The sequence below is a fragment of the Allosaccharopolyspora coralli genome, assembly GCF_009664835.1.
Classification (GTDB): domain Bacteria; phylum Actinomycetota; class Actinomycetes; order Mycobacteriales; family Pseudonocardiaceae; genus Allosaccharopolyspora; species Allosaccharopolyspora coralli.
The window spans coordinates 4,031,695-4,047,134 of record NZ_CP045929.1; the positions used below are offsets into that span (position 1 = coordinate 4,031,695).

A 15,440-nucleotide genomic window follows, 5' to 3' on the forward strand; every position below is an offset into this window, starting at 1 on the left:
CGGTGTGGTGGAGCGAACGGCACTCTCGCCCCACCACACGAGGCGAGAGTGCCGTTCGCCCACTTCGCGACGACTGGGTCAGTCCTTCACGGCGGTGGAGCCGCCGGACGAACCGTCCGCCGTGGACCCGCCTTCCTCCCCCGCGAGCCGCTTCGCGAGCACCGAGTGCTTCCTGCTGTAGAGGAAGTAGATCACCACTCCGGCCGCCATCCAGACGAGGAATCGGACCCAGGTCAACGCCGTCAGGTTCAGCATCAGCCACAAGCAGGACACGATCGCCAGGATCGGGATCAACGGCACGAACGGTGCCTTGAAACCACGCGGCAGGTCGGGTCGCGAGCGCCGCAGCACGATCACACCGGCGGAGACGAGAATGAACGCGAACAACGTGCCGACGTTGACCATCTCTTCGAGCTTGCCTGCCGGGAAGAACCCGGCGGCGATCATCACGACCACTCCGACGATCACCGTCGCGCGCACCGGCGTTCCGCGCTTGGCGTCGGTGTGGGCGAGAGCGCGTGGCACGAGACCGTCGCGGGACATCGCGAACAGCACCCGGACCTGACCGAGCAGCAGCACCATGACGACGGTCGTGAGACCGACGAGTGCGCCGACGGAGATGAGACCCGCCGCCCAGAAGATTCCGTTCGCGGCGAACGCGGTGGCCAACGTGGACTGGTCGCCGGTCACCGGGTCGGTGGCCAGTTCGGTGTAGGGCACCATGCCGGTCACCACGAGCGCGACCAGCACGTAGAGCACGGTGCAGATCACAAGGGTGCCCAGGATCCCCCGCGGTGCGTCCTTTTGCGGATTCTTCGTCTCCTCCGCCGTGGTGGCGACCACGTCGAACCCGATGAACGCGAAGAACACGAGTGAGGCACCGGCCAGCAGGCCGAACACGCCGAAGTTGCTGGACTCGCCGCCGAGCAGCAGGGACAGCAGAGACTGGTCGAGCGCGGCGGCGTCCTCGGTGGCCCCTTGTGCCGGCGGGACGAAAGGAACGTAGTTCGCGGCGTTGATGTAGGCCGCGCCGACGACCACGACGAACAGCACGACGCTGACCTTGATCAACGTGATGATGAGGCTGAACCGGGCCGAGAGCTTCGTTCCCAGCGCCAGCATCGTGACCAGCGCCGCGATCAGCAGCACCGCGCCCCAGTCGAACTGCAGCGGCCCCATGTCGAGCGCGGTCGGGACGTTGAGCCCGGCGAGGGCCGAGACCTCGTTGAGGTACTGCGACCAGCCCTTGCTGACCGCCGCGGCCGCGATGGAGAACTCCAGAATGAGGTCCCAGCCGATGATCCACGCGAGGAACTCGCCGAAGGTCGCATACGAATAGGTGTAGGCACTGCCCGCGACGGGCACCGTCGAGGCGAACTCGGCGTAGCACAACGCCGCGAAGCCGCAGGCGAGCGCGGCGATGACGAAGGAGATGGACACCGCCGGGCCCGACACGTCACCCGCCGTCCTGGCGGCGATCGTGAAGATACCGGCACCGATGACCACGGAGACACCGAAGACGATCAGGTCCCAGCTGCCGAGGTTCTTCCGGAGCTTGGTGTCCGGCTCGTCGGTGTCCAAGATCGATTGTTCCACCGACTTGGTGCGAAACAGCCCGTTCGCCGGCACTGTTGCCTCCTCGTTCAGACCGAAAGGTGATGGATTGCACCCCAGCCGGGAAGTCTGACACCCCCATGGGTGAACCCGATCCTTCGGTGGATCATTCGTTAACTGCTTGTGACCCGGGTTTTCACCCGGGCGTCAGAGTAGACCGCCACCCTGTGGTGCGCTGGCCGTCTCGGTGGTCCCGGAGTGTTCACCCGCCGGAGTCCGAGGCGGCGACGGACGGCCGACGCGCGATCTCGGCCGAGGTTCAGGTAAGAGTGCCGACGGAGGCACAGAAGAGCTGGGCGGTGGCGTCCACGGAGTCGACGGGTTCGGCGACGACCGCGGCGTCCGCGGCGGCGAACCACACCGACTGGCCCCTCTCGAGTTCCAGCTCTCGACCGCCGTCGACCGGTCGCAACCGCACCCGCCCGCGCGTGCACAACGCGATCTGCGGTCCCGCCGAGTCGAGCCGCACACCCGACGGTTCCGACGGCGTCCAGTCCACTCGGGAGAGTTCGAACTCGTCGGCGTTCGTGGGGTACACGGTGAGATTGCCGTCGCGCGCGTCCCCCTTGAGCACCCGCATGTCGCCGCAACCGAAGTCCAGTACTCGCAACAGCTCGGGCACGTCGACGTGCTTCGGCGTGAGGCCGCAGCGCAGAATGTTGTCCGAATTGGCCAGGATCTCGATCCCGGTGCCACGCAGATAGGCGTGCAGGTTGCCCGCCGGGAGGAAGATCGCCTCGCCCGGCTGCAGCACGAGCCGGTTCAGCAGCAGGCTCGCCAGCACGCCGGCGTCGTTCGGGTACGCCTCGCCGAGTTCGAGGACCGTCCGGCACTCGATCGCGAACTCGCCGCGCTCCCGCAGATGCCGCACACACGCGTCGAGCAGGTCGGGTAGCACCTTCCGCAGGTAGGGCTCGGGAAGCGTGATCCACGTGGTGAACAGCGCCCGCATCCCGTCGGCGTCCGGCTGGCCGGACAGCAGCTCACCGTGCGCGCGCAGGCTCGGCACGTCGAGCGCCTGCAACAGCCGCACCGTGCGATGTGCGTCGCGGAACCCCGCGAGTGCGTCGAACTCGGTGAGCGCGCAGATCAACTCCGGCTTCGCGGTGGGGTCCGGGTAGTTGCGGTGCGACGCGGCGCGAGCGATGCCCGCGAGTTCCTCGCGCGCGAAACCTTCTCGCGCCTGGTCCGGCGACGGGTGGGCCTGCATGCTCAACGGCTCGTCGGCGGCGAGGACCTTCATCAGGAACGGCAACTGGTTGCCCCACCGGTCGACGCACCCGGTGCCCAGGTGATGGTCCGGATCGGCTTCGAGAGCTCCCAGCAGTGACGACTCGGCCCCGTCCGGCCCCACCAGGTACGACGGATCCCCCGGATGCGCGCCCATCCACAGCTCCGCCTCCGGGTGCGGCGCCGGCACCCGGCGACCCACGAGGTCCGCGATCGCCGTTCGCGAACCCCACGCGTAGGGGCGTACCGCGTTACGCAGTAGCTCCACTGTCGTCTCGCTTCCTCGTTCTCCCGCTCACCACAACGCCGGACCGCGCCGTCCCACGCTCCAGCAGACCGTCTCGATGATCGGGCCACATCAGGGTGGCCCCGGACTTCTCCCTCGGGTCCGCACCCCGATCAGCGCATCGCGAGAGTCTGCCTGCCCGGACCGCCGAGCGTCCCCGACGCCAACCCCAGATACACCGAGGCCAGGTCGAACCGCGCGGCGAGCAGGCCGGTCCGCAGGACGGCGTCCTCGCGCACCGACTCACCCGGTTTAACGACGTCGGCGGCCGGTAGTGCCGACAACGCCGCTTGTTCCGCCGAACAGCTCTGTTCGTCGTGGCAGGAGCCGACCAGGAACACGCGGAGCAGACCGCCCGGCGCGTCGTCCGGGTCGGCGAAGATATCGGCGCCGGAACCGGCCTCGGCGGCCACACGGTGCAGCGCATGACGGGTGGACGCGTGGGCGAAACTCGTGACGTCGCACGGCGTGCCCGCCTGAGAGGCGAGCGCGAACGCGCCGTGCCGGGCCACGGCCTCGGCGACCTCGTCGACGCCCCAGAGCAGCGGCGTGCGGTCGGCCAGTCGCAGTGCCAGCGACGTCGCCGGGTTCGTCAACGGCTCGTGGTCGGGATGGGAACGCTCGGCCTCGTGATCGAGTTCCTCGGCGAGCTCGGACATGTCGGTCGCGAGCAACCCGAACGCGGCAAGCACGTGCAGCCCGGCCGCGAAGACGTGCGTGAACTGCAGTTCCGCTGGGACGGGCAGACGCGGTGGCAGGACGGTGGCCCGCCCGGCGGCGGCTGCCGCGACCGGACCGTCCTCGGGTGCGGCGAGCACCACGGTCGCGCCGCGACGTGTCGCGCGGGCCACCGACTCGGCCAGTACCGGGTCGTTGCCGTCGGTGGTGTGGCCGAAGACCAGGTCCAGCGCCCCGACCCACGTCGGCGCGGACTCGGCGACCACGACCGGAACCGGACACGACTGGCCGAGCAGGGCACGGAACAGCTCCATCACCGACCGCCCCACCCCCGGCCTGGCGATCAGCACGAGGGCGCGCGGTCGTTCGTCGGCCAGCTGATCGAGCCGCGCGTCCGACGCGGACTCGCCGACCGAGCGCACCTGCGCGCCTGCCATCGCCGCGGCGCGCAGCATGCCGCCGACGTCGGCATCCACGAGCCTCGCCGGGTCGTCGAACAGACTGTCGTCGAGCACGAACGTCACCCCTTTCCGGGGCCTGCCTCGTCATCCGGTCCGGCACCGTCTTGCGACCCCGAGTCGGCCTCGTCGAGCAGCAGCACCGGGATGCCGTCCCGCACCGGATAGACCCGGCCACAGTCCGTGCAGGTCAACACGTCCGCGGACGGGTCTGCGTCGGTGCCCTGCCGCAGCGTGCCGTGATCCGGCGCCGGGCAGGCCAGGATCTGCAGAAGCTGCGGTTCGAGGTCAACGGTCATCAAGTCCTCCTGTGTCGGTGCGGCACCCCCACACCCGCTCGGCCCGTGATCGGACGATCACGCGGGCCCTGCTTGTCCGCCCGGTCCCGCCGGGCGCCCGGTCAGCTCCGCACGACCCCGAGCACCTCGTCCCGCAGCGCGTCGACCGCGGCGGCGTCACCGGCCTCCACGTTCAACCGCAGCAGCGGCTCGGTGTTCGAGGGCCGAAGGTTGAACCAGGCTCCGTCGGCCAGCTCCACGGTAAGCCCGTCGAGGTCGTCGACACGAGCGCCCGACCGGTCGGCGAAGAACTCACGGACCGCTTTCATCCGTCCGGCCGGATCGTCGACCGTGGAGTTGACCTCACCGGAGGACGCGTACCGCGTGTACGGCGTCATCAACCGCGCCAGGGGCTCCTGCTGGCCGCCGAGCGCGGCGAGCACGTGCAACGCCGCGAGCATGCCCGAGTCGGCGCGCCAGAACTCCCGGAAGTAGTAGTGCGCGGAGTGCTCACCACCGAAGATCGCGCCCGTGCTGGCCATCGTCTGCTTGATGAAGGAGTGCCCCACGCGGGTCCGCACCGGCTTGCCGCCGCGCTCGGCGACGATCTCCGGCACCGCCTTCGAGGTGATGAGGTTGTGGATGACCGTGGCGCCCGGTTCCTTCGCCAGCTCGCGGACGGCGACCAGCGCCGTGATCGCGCTCGGCGACACCGGCTCGCCGTCGGCGTCGACGACGAAGCACCGGTCGGCGTCGCCGTCGAAGGCCACTCCAGCGTCGGCACCGACTTCCCGGACCTTCGCCTGCAGGTCCACCAGGTTCGCGGGGTCGAGCGGGTTCGCCTCGTGATTCGGGAAGCTGCCGTCCAGCTCGAAGTACAGCGGCACGACCTCGACCGGCACCCCACTGAACACCTCCGGGACGGTGTGTCCCGCCATGCCGTTGCCCGCGTCGACGACCACCGTCAACGGGCGGCTGCCGGAGAGGTCGACCAGGTCACGCAGGAACGCCGCGTACTCCGTGAGCATGTCCCGCTGCCGGACGGACCCGCGCTCGCCGAGGAACTCCGGCACGCCGTGCGCGACGAGCTCCTTGATCTCCGAGAGGCCGCTGTCCTGGCCGACCGGGGAGGCTCCTGCGCGGCAGAGCTTGATGCCGTTGTACCGGGCCGGGTTGTGACTCGCGGTGAACATCGCGCCCGGCAGCGCGAGCGACCCGGACGCGAAGTACAGCATGTCCGTGCTGGCCAGGCCGAGATGCACCACGTCGACGCCTTGAGCGACGACGCCCTCGGTGAACGCCTCGACCAGCCACGGGGACGAGTCGCGCATGTCGTGGCCGACGACCACGGCGGGCCCACCGACGAATCGGGCGAAAGCGCCACCGACGTCGCGCACCACGTCGGCGTCGAGCTCGTCGCCCACCACACCTCGGATGTCGTACGCCTTGACGATCTCCGACAAGTCCCGCACGCTGCACTCTCCCCGCTCGGCCACGTGCGCCGGGAGTCCGGCCCGGCGTGGCCGCGAGCCTACCGGTGATCGTCCCGGCACCGCTGCGCCGTCCGGACCGAGGAGCCGTGCGTCACGTCCGCCCGCCGAGAGGCTGTCTGTGGTCTGCGGTGGTGGTCACCTGCCGGCGTCCCCGCCTGCCGCTCGCGGCGTTGGGGTCGCCTCGAGTACCAGCACGTACACAGCGGCGACCCCGGCCTTGCCAGCGACAGGCGTCCTCTCACTCCTCCGAGGGGTCGGGCAGCGCGCGGAGGTGTCCGCGCCGGTTGCTGCCGACGGAGAAGTCCGGCGGGTCGACGGCGTCCTGCTCCCGGCCCGCTTCCCGCACCGCCTCGGCGAGGGCCGTCAGGTCGTCGGTCACCTGCTCGGGCATCGCGAACTCGCCCTCGTGCCGCACGACCTCCCAGCCCTTCGGCACCGTGAGCCGCAGCGCGTGCTCCTCGCACAGGTCGTAGCTGTGCGGCTCGGCATACGTCGCCAGCGGACCGACGACGGCCGTCGAGTCCGCATAGGCATAGGTCAGCGTGGCAACGGCCGGGTTGGTACACCCGGTCCGCGAGCAACGCCTCACGATCCGCACGACAGGCACGATATCGCCCCGGGCCGACCACGCGACGCAGGCACGCGGAAACGTCCCCGACGAAGGTCAACTTCGCCAGGCGGGACCGGGTGGATCACGGGCGCATCGGGGTGGCGTCGCCCCACGACGAGCACCTCGGGGCGTACTCTCAGGCCGTGGTGACCGCACGTGGATCTCGGCGTCGGCTCCGGGCTCGACGAGATCGTCGAGGCCGGGGGCCGCGCGGGCCCCTGTACCCGGCGTCCGTTCCGGTGTCGCGGAGCCGGTCGCAGCGCTTCGACGCACGCGTGCTCGACGCCCTCGAGCCGATCGAGCAACGCTGGCACACCGAACTCACCCAGCTCGACGTCGCGGTCGACGACGTTCCCGAGGTTCCTCGGACGGGGCCGGACGGGCTCGTCTGGGACGAGGACGTGGTGGTCGACGCGAACGTGCCCCTCGCCCGGCTGATCCCCGCCGGGGTGGATCGGCGGGGGCTGCCCACCAGGGCGCGGATCGTGCTCTATCGGCGCCCGCTGGAAGCGCGTGCCCGCGACGGCGCCGACATGGCCGATCTGCTGCACGACGTGCTCGTCGAACAGGTCGCCGCCTACCTCGGCCTCGACCCCGACGTCATCGAAGGCTCCTGAACGACGTTCGTATCGGGCGCGGCTGCGGGACTGGACTCCTGCTCCGACGAGAGCTTCGGCACCGAGCGAGGCCGTGCCGTACGGCGACGGTCTGGCAGCGCACCGAGCACCGCGAACAGAATCGCGGCCGCCTGCACGACCAGCAGGGTCGTGCGCGGCAGTTCGCTGTAGGAGACGGTCACCTCACTGGCCGTCGGAGGAAGCGGAACCGCGACCTGGTGCCCCCACGCGGTCGCCAACGGCGCCTCCCGGCCGTCGACCGTCGCCGCCCACCCCGGCTCGTTCTCCGCCGCGAGCAGCAGGACCCGGCCGGGCCCGCCGTCGGAGACCCGGACCGCCACGTTCGGCGGCACCGCCTCGACCGGCAGCGACCGCCCCTGCGGCGGGGGCGTCGAGGTGAGCCGCGCCTGCCGCGCGAGGTCCGGCCCGAGCAACGCGACCGGACTGTTCGGCAGCTGGACACGCAGAACCTCGGTCCCGTCCGCGAGCCGGCCCTCGGCCTGGACGAGCTCCCCGGCGACGGCCCGCACGTCGGCCGCGACCTCGGACGGGACGCCCACCCACGCCGCGTCGCGCGCAGCCGCGGCGGCGATCGCGGAGCGGACGCGGTCGGCGTCGCCGGACCGCAGGGCCCGCTCCACGCCGCGCAACCACTCGACGGCGTTTCCGGCGGGCACCAGCTCGTCGTCGCCGAACCGCGGCTGCCCTCCTTCGACGAGCCGCGGCGGCTGCGGACCCGGCTCGACCAGCAAGCCGACGCCGGCCGTCTGCGACGTCGGGTCTCCTGCTGCGTCGGCCGTGCGCAGCGGCCCGGACCGTCCCGCCACCGATGAGGACGCGGCCAGCACCACGAGCAGCCCGCACAGAGCCGCCGCCGTCACCGTGGACAAGGCAGTCCAGCGGGACGACCAGCGCTTCCGCCCGGTGGCCAGCACGACCCACAGCAGCCCGGTGGCGACCAGCAGCAGCGGCGCCCCCGCCCACCCGACGGTGACCGGGCCACCCCAGACCGGCGAGAGCGGAAGCGTCGAGACGAGCACGGCCGCGATCCAGCCGACGACGGCGACGACGAGACCGGGCACGGCAGCACGACTCGGCGAGCGAACCAGGGCGTACGCGGCGGCGGCCACGATCAGACCGCCGATCAGCGACACCGAGCCGTCCGGACTCAACAACGCCACCGCGAGCCCGGCCGGATCCTCGACCACCCGTGCCCCGAGCCCGTGCACGAGGATCTCCGGGTTCTCGACGAGCACCGTCGGCCACGGCAGCAGACACAGCACCGGCAGCACCACGATCGCGGCGAGCCCGGCAGTCCGCCGCGGCATCCGGCGCACCTCACCCGGTTCGAGGACGAAACCGAGAAGCGCCAGCACGACCAGCACCACGTGCATCAGCGGGGAGAACGCGCCGAGCGCGGTCAGGCCGAGCGCGGTCAGGCAGGCCACCCCGAGCCAGTGCCCGGTCCGCGTCGCCATCGGCGTCAGCCGGGCCAGCCCCAGAACGGCGGCGATCCCCGCCAGCAGCGGCGGGAGCAGGATGTGGGCCACGAGCACGTCGACTCGCCCCTGCGCGGCCGACACGGTCGCGGTCGGGATCACCGCGTAGGCGCCTGCGGCCAGGGCCCGCCAGGTGCGCGAGACCGGCAGCCGCCGCGACGCCGCATATGCAGCGACCCCGGCGAGCGGCGCGTGGAACACCGACAACAGCAGCAGTACGGCCGCCGGACCACCGACCGGGGCGAGCACACCGCCGACGATTCCGAGGACGAGCAGCGACGGCGGGGCAGGCGACCCGGTGCCGCCGTGCTGCGGATGCCATGACGCCAGGTACTCCGACCAGGTCGCGCCGAGCCCGTCGGCGGCGAGCAACCGCCCACCGTGCAGACCGGCTCCGAGCCGCGGCACCTCGGCGACCAGCCCGTGCGTGACGAACGCGAACAGCACGAGCAGCACGGTGAGCACGACGGCGGGCGCAAGCAGCAGTTCCCGGGCGACGCCCGCGCGGTCGACCGGGACGACCAGCAGTTCGCGTTCCGGTGTGGCGTCGACGTCGCGGGGTCGCGGGGAGGGCCGAGGCGTCGACGTCGGCGGCTCCGGTTCCACGGCCACGACCACCGGCAATCCGGCCCGCCGAAGGCCCGCGTGACGGCGCCGCGTTGCCGGGGCGCCGAGCGCCCCGTCGCCCGGAAGGTCGGAAAGCACCGCGCGGGCAGGAGCCGCGTGCGCGCGACGGTCGCGGCCGAGGACGAGGTCGCGGCGCACCCGATCACGCACCAGTGCGGCGAACGCGCCCCCGACGGCATTGCGGGCCCGCGTGAGCCTGCTCGTGAGCAATCCTCGTGTGCGCTGTGGATCCGGAGTGATGCGGGCACGCGAAGCACGCGCCGCGCGCAACCCCATCCGCCCGGTCAACAACTGCCGCGCCACCACGAGTTCGGCGAGAGCATCCGTGCCGCGCCGCAGCAGGGCGTACCCGAGCGCCCGCACCAGCGAGCACACCAACAGCCTCGGCACACCGAGGACGAACGAGACCACACCCACGTTGACCAGGAACGTCCGGACACCGTGACTGCGCTGCGCCGCTCGCCACGTCGTGCCCGAGGCGTCCGGCGCGCGCCCCCCGGAGCGCAACGCCGCCGCGTGCCGCATCCGGGCTCGTGGGACGGAGAGCACCGGGTGTCCGGCCGCGTTGAGCCGCCACCCGAGGTCGACGTCCTCGCCCCCGATGGAGAGTTCTCCGTCGAATCCCTCGAGCTGGTCGAAGACCTCGCGGCGCACGAGCGCACCCGCAGTGGACACAGCCAGTACCTCGGTTGCGGTGAGCAGCTCGGCGTCGACCAACGCCGGGTCGAGTTCGATCGCGGCGAGCCCGCTCTGCACCGAGCCGGTGGCATCGAGCGAGAGCCCCGCGTCGAGCACGAGACGCGGGTCGTCCCGGTCCAGCCCGAGCGGCCCCAGCATCGCGACGGAATCGTCGAGGTCGGCCGCGTCGAGCAGTTCGGCGAGGCAGTCCGGTTCCGGCGCGGAATCGTCGTGCAGCAGCCACACCCACGTGTCTGCCTCTCCTGCCGCGTCCAGCGCCGCGTCGACGGCCGCACCGAAACCGGTCGCGGCCGGGAGGGTGAGGACCTCGTCGACGGGACCGCCGGTGGCCTCCTCCAGCAGGCGCGGCGTGGCGTCAGTGGATCCGGTGTCGACGGCGACGACGTGACCAGGAGGGACGGTCAACGCCCGCAGCGAGGACAGAACCTCCGGGAGCCATGACTCGCCGTCGTGACAGACCAGCACGGCCACCACGGACGCAGTACTCGCACGCGACGCCGCCACCGTTCCTCCAGCCAGCCGAGATCCGATGAGCAAGCACCGTAGTGGACGGCTGGTCGGTACCCGCCACCCGGCAATCCCTCGCCGGAATCTCAGCGCATGCCTGTGATCTTGTCGTGATACCCGTCAGACAAGGCCACAGACGCCGAACTCAGACGGCGCGGCGCTTGAGTTTGCGGCGTTCGCGTTCGGAGAGCCCACCCCAGATGCCGAACCGTTCGTCGTGCTCCAAGGCGTACTCCAGGCACTCGGACTTGACCTCGCACCCCTGGCAGATCCGTTTCGCCTCGCGAGTGGACCCGCCCTTCTCCGGAAAGAACGCCTCCGGATCGGTCTGCGCGCACAACGCGCGCTCCTGCCATTCCTGCTCGTCGTCCGTGGCGAACAGATCCGTGAACAGGTCGAACTCAGCGGGCTGCTGCGGGAGGTCCTGATCGTGCACGTGTCCCTGCACGTGTGCCTCCGCCGTCGTCTGCCACATTCGTGTCTCCCCCGATCTCTCCCTTCCCGGCCGACCTCCCCAGGACGGACGGGACTCGCTTCGACCGGATCCGGCACCGACCACGGTCGGCGACCGGCCCCTCTTCTGGCGGGGCACCGTTCGCGCCGGTGCGCCCACCGCCGACCGGGAACGCCCGCACTACGACCGGTGGCGCTCCAGTCGACCTCGCCATCCCCACCGGGTCTCCCGTACCCGGCCCGAGTTCCGCGCCGCGGAACTCGCTCCCCCCGTGATCGATCAGTTTCATCGGACCGAAGGTTCGATCAACTGACGACCGTTTCAGGAGGGAATGACATCACTGTGATTACACCCGTGTAGCGCGCCACGGTCAAGCGGAGACCATCCGTCAGGTGACGTCGATGGGAGATCCACGCGGGACAGCAGGCCGAACGCGCCACCGTCGCCGATCCCACCACCGCTGACCTGCATGATCAACGGGTACCACGGATGCGGTCGGCTCGCAGATCAATTCACCGGGAACGGATTCTGGGCGAACGGGAAACAAACGGAATGCCGGACTCCACCCACCGGCGGAGCGGGGGCGCACGGCCTGGACACTGACGGAGTGAAGACTTCTTCCTCGCTGCGAGTCAGTCCGCTGTTCCTGGCCTTGCTCGGAGTGACGGCCGCAGGCTGCGTGCTCGCGACGTTCGACAGCGGAGTCGCCCGATCGGCGGGTGTGATCCTGATCGTGCTCGGCGGCTGGGCGAGCTCGCTGTGCTTGCACGAGTTCGGGCACGCCGTCACGGCCTATCGCGGAGGCGATCGCGAAGTCCGGGCCAAGGGCTACCTCACCCTCGACCCGCGCCTCTACACCGACCCGGTGCTGAGCATCGTGTTGCCGTTGTTGTTCGTCGCGATCGGTGGCATCCCGTTGCCCGGCGGGGCGGTCTGGATCAACCACGGAGCCCTCGGCTCACGGCGCACCGAGTCGATGGTGTCGCTGGCCGGGCCGTCGACGAACCTGATCCTGGGGCTCCTGCTCACCGTGGTCGTGAGCACGGTGCAGATGCCGTTCGGCCTCGCGGCCGGCCTGTCCTACTTGGCGTTCCTGCAGGTGATCGCGTTCGTGCTGAACATGCTTCCGGTGCCGGGGCTCGACGGGTACGGCGCGATCGAGCCGTGGTTGTCGCGCCCGGCGCGGGAGCTGGGTGCGAAGGCCCGCCCGTGGGCACCGCTGATCTTGTTCGCGGTGATCATCGGTATCCCGTTCGCGGGTTCGGCGTTCTTCAGCCTGGCCTACGCCGTGTTCGATCTCGTCGGCGGCCAGGCCGCCTACGCGGCCGAAGGCATGTCGCTGTTCCGCTTCTGGGAGTGACCGTGCCGGAGTGAGTGGGGTTCGCCTCATCCGTCACGTCCGCGTCCCCGTCGCGGCGCACCGTGCGAGGATCGCGGGGTGAAGGTTGTGGTGCTTGTGGGGGGCGTCGGCGGCGCCCGGTTCCTGCTGGGTGTGAAGGCCGCGCTGGGGCTGCCCGCGATCGGCGATGAGTCGGACTCGACGCACGAGATCTCGGCGGTGGTCAACATCGCCGACGACCTGTGGCTGCACGGCATGCGGGTCTGTCCCGATCTGGACACGTGCATGTACACACTCGGCGGCGGGATCGACGAGGAACGCGGCTGGGGCCGGGTGGACGAGTCGTGGTCGGTGAAGGACGAACTCGCTGCGTACGGGGCGGAACCGACCTGGTTCGGGCTCGGGGACCGGGATCTGGCCACGCACCTGATCCGCTCCAGGATGCTGCGCGCAGGCTACGGCCTGACCGACGTGACGGATGCGCTCTGCGATCGGTGGCGCCCGGGCGTGCGACTGTTGCCGGTCAGCGACGATCGAGTCGAGACGCACGTCGCGATCGAGGACCCCGACTCGGGTGAGTCCCGTGCGGTGCACTTCCAGGAATGGTGGATCCGCTACGGCGCGAAACCGACGGCACACGCGATCGTCCCCGTGGGTGCGGACGAGGCGGAGCCGACACCGGCTGTGCGTGCCGCGCTCGACGACGCCGACCTGATCCTGCTCGCGCCGTCGAACCCGGTGGTCAGCATCGGCACGATCACCGCCGTTCCGGGATTCACCGATGCACTTCGCTCCGCCGCCGCACCGGTGGTCGGGATCTCGCCGATCGTCGGTGACCGTCCCGTGCGCGGCATGGCCGACGCGTGTCTGTCCGCGATCGGGGTCGAGACCACTGCGGAGGCCGTCGGGCGACATTACGGCGCCCGGTCGGACGGAGGCTTGCTGGACGGGTGGCTGGTGCATTCCGAGGACTCCGCCGAGGTGCCCGGTGTCGACGTGCGGTCGGTCCCACTGCTGATGTCCGATGTGGACGCGACAGCCGACATGGCGCGCGCGGCCTTCGACATCGCCGGGGTGGAGGTACCGCGATGACACCCTCACCGAGGGATCATGCTGCCCCGGACGGACTCCGGCTCTTCCCGGTGCGCGGGTTGCCGGAGTTCGCGCCGGGCGACGATCTCGGTGCTGCTCTCGCAGCGGCGGCGCCGTGGCTGACCGACGGCGACGTCGTCGTGGTGACCAGCAAGATCGTCTCCAAGGCCGAGGGCCGGATGGTCGAGGCGCCTGCCGACGCCGAGGCACGGGACGCGTTCCGCCGGGAGCTGGTCCTGTCGGAGGCGACGCACGTCCTCGCGCAGAAGGGCCGCACGCTGATCACTCAGAACCGGCTCGGCATCGTGCAGGCGGCGTCCGGTGTGGACGCCTCGAACGTCGCGCACGACCGGATCGCCCTGCTGCCGGAGGATCCGGACGCCTCGGCGCGACGGATGCGCGACGCGATCGCGCAGCGGCTCGGCGTCACGGTGGCCGTGGTGGTCACCGACACGATGGGTCGCGCGTGGCGGATGGGGCAGACGGACGCGGCGATCGGTTCGGCCGGCCTGGAGGTCCTGCACCGGTACGCGGGCAGCGTCGACCAGCAGGGCAACGAACTCGCGGTGACCGAGGTCGCCGTGGCCGACGAGATCGCCTCGGCGGCGGATCTGGTCAAGGGCAAACTCGGCGGCGTCCCGGTCGGAGTCGTTCGCGGACTGTCTCTTGTGGACGACGGTTCGTCGGGCAGGGACTTGGCGCGCACCGTCGAAGAGGACCTGTTCCACCTGGGCACTGCCGAGGCGATCGGCCAAGGGCGACGCGAGGCCGTCCTCATGCGACGGTCGAGCCGTGCGTTCACCGACGACCCGATCGACGAGGTGGCGGTGCGTCGTGCGGTCGGCGCCGCCTTGACCGCACCCGCACCGCACCACACCCGGCCGGTGCGGTTCGTGTGGCTACGCGACCGTCCACTGCGCCAGAAACTGCTGGACGCGATGCGCTCCGCGTGGCTCGACGACCTGCGGGCGGACGGAATGTCGGAGCAGGCGGCGCACCAGCGCGTGACTCGCGGCAACCTGCTCTACGCCGCACCGGAGATCGTCGTGCCGTTCCTGGTCCCCGAAGGCGCGCACGACTATCCGGACGAACGCAGGAGCCTGGCCGAGCACGCGATGTTCACCGTGGCCGCCGGGGCGGCCGTGCAGGGCCTGCTGGTGGCGCTGGCCGCCGAGGAACTCGGGTCCTGCTGGGTGTCGTCGACCCTGTTCTGCCCCGGCGTCGTTCGGTCCACACTGGACCTCCCGGCGGCGTGGGAGCCGTTGGGCGCCGTCGCGGTGGGGCATCCTGCGGAGGAGACTTCCGGACCTCGCCCACCCCGCGAACTCGACGGAGGACTGATCGAACGGTGAGTACCGACCTGCACGTCGACGCGGTGAGCACCCTGGAGCGGTGGCAGCCCGCGGACCCCCAGCAGGAGGCGCTGCGGCACGCGTTCCGGACCTTGCTCGACGCACGGCAGGACGCGTGCCTGCGGGAGTGCGCGCCGGGACATCTCACGGCGTCGGCGGTGCTGGTGGACCACGCGGGCGAACACCTGATGCTCACGCTGCATCCGCGTGTCGGCCGGTGGCTCCAGCTCGGCGGGCACTGCGAGCAGGAGGACACGTCGCTGCGGGCAGCCGCGCTGCGGGAAGCGACCGAAGAGTCCGGCATCGACGGCCTCGTGGCCGACCCGGAACCGGTGCACCTCGACGTGCATCCGATCACCTGCTCGCTCGGCGTACCGACCCGTCACTTCGACGTGCGTTTCGTGGTGCGGGCACCGGAGGGCGCGCTGCCGGTCCGCAGCGACGAGTCGCTGGACCTGCGGTGGTGGCCGCTCGGCGCGCTGCCCGCCGACTCCGATCTCGCCCCTCTCGTCACCGCCGCCCACCCCACCCTCTGAGGTGAGAAGGCGTTGTGGAACTTGCGCGGGTGCTCCGGTACCGCCGCCCCAGTTCGCGCCTCGCGGCGTTG

13 protein-coding genes are annotated in these 15,440 nt (G+C 71.0%); 5 read left to right on the forward strand and 8 right to left on the reverse strand.

Going from position 1 to position 15,440, the window contains the following annotated elements; all coding sequences use genetic code 11:
* Nucleotides 1-78: 78 nt before the first annotated feature.
* The 6 genes from GIY23_RS18755 to GIY23_RS18780 all read right to left on the reverse strand — a co-directional run bounded on the left by GIY23_RS18755 (nt 79) and on the right by GIY23_RS18780 (nt 6,635).
* Complete coding sequence (locus tag GIY23_RS18755; protein ID WP_154077866.1) at nt 79-1,629, reverse strand: amino acid permease; 1,551 nt, start codon at nt 1,627-1,629, stop codon at nt 79-81.
* Nucleotides 1,630-1,873: 244 nt separating this feature from the next.
* Nucleotides 1,874-3,112, reverse strand: coding sequence for a mannose-6-phosphate isomerase, class I (gene manA / locus GIY23_RS18760; protein ID WP_154077867.1), 1,239 nt, complete (start codon nt 3,110-3,112; stop codon nt 1,874-1,876).
* 131 nt (nt 3,113-3,243) lie between these two features.
* A complete protein-coding gene (locus GIY23_RS18765; RefSeq protein ID WP_154077868.1) occupies nt 3,244-4,323 on the reverse strand; it encodes an SIS domain-containing protein in 1,080 nt (359 codons plus the stop codon).
* 5 nt (nt 4,324-4,328) lie between these two features.
* The gene (locus GIY23_RS18770; protein ID WP_154077869.1) at nt 4,329-4,565 is read right to left on the reverse strand and encodes a Trm112 family protein; all 237 of its coding nucleotides are present in this window, start codon (nt 4,563-4,565) and stop codon (nt 4,329-4,331) included.
* Nucleotides 4,566-4,666: 101 nt separating this feature from the next.
* Nucleotides 4,667-6,016, reverse strand: coding sequence for a phosphomannomutase/phosphoglucomutase (locus GIY23_RS18775; protein ID WP_154077870.1), 1,350 nt, complete (start codon nt 6,014-6,016; stop codon nt 4,667-4,669).
* A 259-nt stretch (nt 6,017-6,275) separates the two neighbouring features.
* Nucleotides 6,276-6,635 carry a DUF3499 domain-containing protein gene (locus GIY23_RS18780; protein WP_187351936.1) on the reverse strand — a complete coding sequence of 120 codons (360 nt, stop codon included), beginning with the start codon at nt 6,633-6,635 and terminating at the stop codon, nt 6,276-6,278.
* A 155-nt stretch (nt 6,636-6,790) separates the two neighbouring features.
* Between GIY23_RS18780 and GIY23_RS18785 the strand changes: the two genes are divergently transcribed.
* Nucleotides 6,791-7,264: a metallopeptidase family protein gene (locus GIY23_RS18785; RefSeq protein ID WP_154077871.1), complete on the forward strand. Its 474-nt coding sequence runs from the start codon at nt 6,791-6,793 to the stop codon at nt 7,262-7,264.
* Here GIY23_RS18785 and GIY23_RS18790 read toward each other — a convergent pair.
* Together GIY23_RS18790 and GIY23_RS18795 are read right to left on the reverse strand one after the other, a co-directional pair.
* Nucleotides 7,225-10,593: a glycosyltransferase family 2 protein gene (locus tag GIY23_RS18790; protein WP_154077872.1), complete on the reverse strand. Its 3,369-nt coding sequence runs from the start codon at nt 10,591-10,593 to the stop codon at nt 7,225-7,227. The two genes, GIY23_RS18785 and GIY23_RS18790, sit on opposite strands and share 40 nt — an antisense overlap.
* A gap of 148 nt (nt 10,594-10,741) precedes the next feature.
* Nucleotides 10,742-11,071 (reverse strand): WhiB family transcriptional regulator, encoded by a 330-nt coding sequence (locus tag GIY23_RS18795; RefSeq protein ID WP_154077873.1) that lies wholly within the window; start codon nt 11,069-11,071, stop codon nt 10,742-10,744.
* A 586-nt stretch (nt 11,072-11,657) separates the two neighbouring features.
* Here GIY23_RS18795 and GIY23_RS18800 point away from each other — a divergent pair.
* The 4 genes from GIY23_RS18800 (at nt 11,658) to GIY23_RS18815 (ending at nt 15,369) form a co-directional block, all read left to right on the forward strand.
* Nucleotides 11,658-12,410, forward strand: a complete 753-nt coding sequence (locus GIY23_RS18800; protein ID WP_228717383.1) for a site-2 protease family protein — start codon at nt 11,658-11,660, stop codon at nt 12,408-12,410.
* A gap of 78 nt (nt 12,411-12,488) precedes the next feature.
* Nucleotides 12,489-13,481, forward strand: coding sequence for a 2-phospho-L-lactate transferase (gene cofD / locus GIY23_RS18805; RefSeq protein ID WP_154077874.1), 993 nt, complete (start codon nt 12,489-12,491; stop codon nt 13,479-13,481).
* Nucleotides 13,478-14,833: a coenzyme F420-0:L-glutamate ligase gene (locus GIY23_RS18810; protein WP_154077875.1), complete on the forward strand. Its 1,356-nt coding sequence runs from the start codon at nt 13,478-13,480 to the stop codon at nt 14,831-14,833. The genes cofD and GIY23_RS18810 overlap by 4 nt, the downstream gene beginning before the upstream one ends.
* Entirely contained in the window at nt 14,830-15,369 is a 540-nt protein-coding gene (locus tag GIY23_RS18815) for an NUDIX hydrolase (RefSeq protein ID WP_154077876.1), read from the forward strand. The genes GIY23_RS18810 and GIY23_RS18815 overlap by 4 nt, the downstream gene beginning before the upstream one ends.
* Nucleotides 15,370-15,440: the final 71 nt, after the last annotated feature.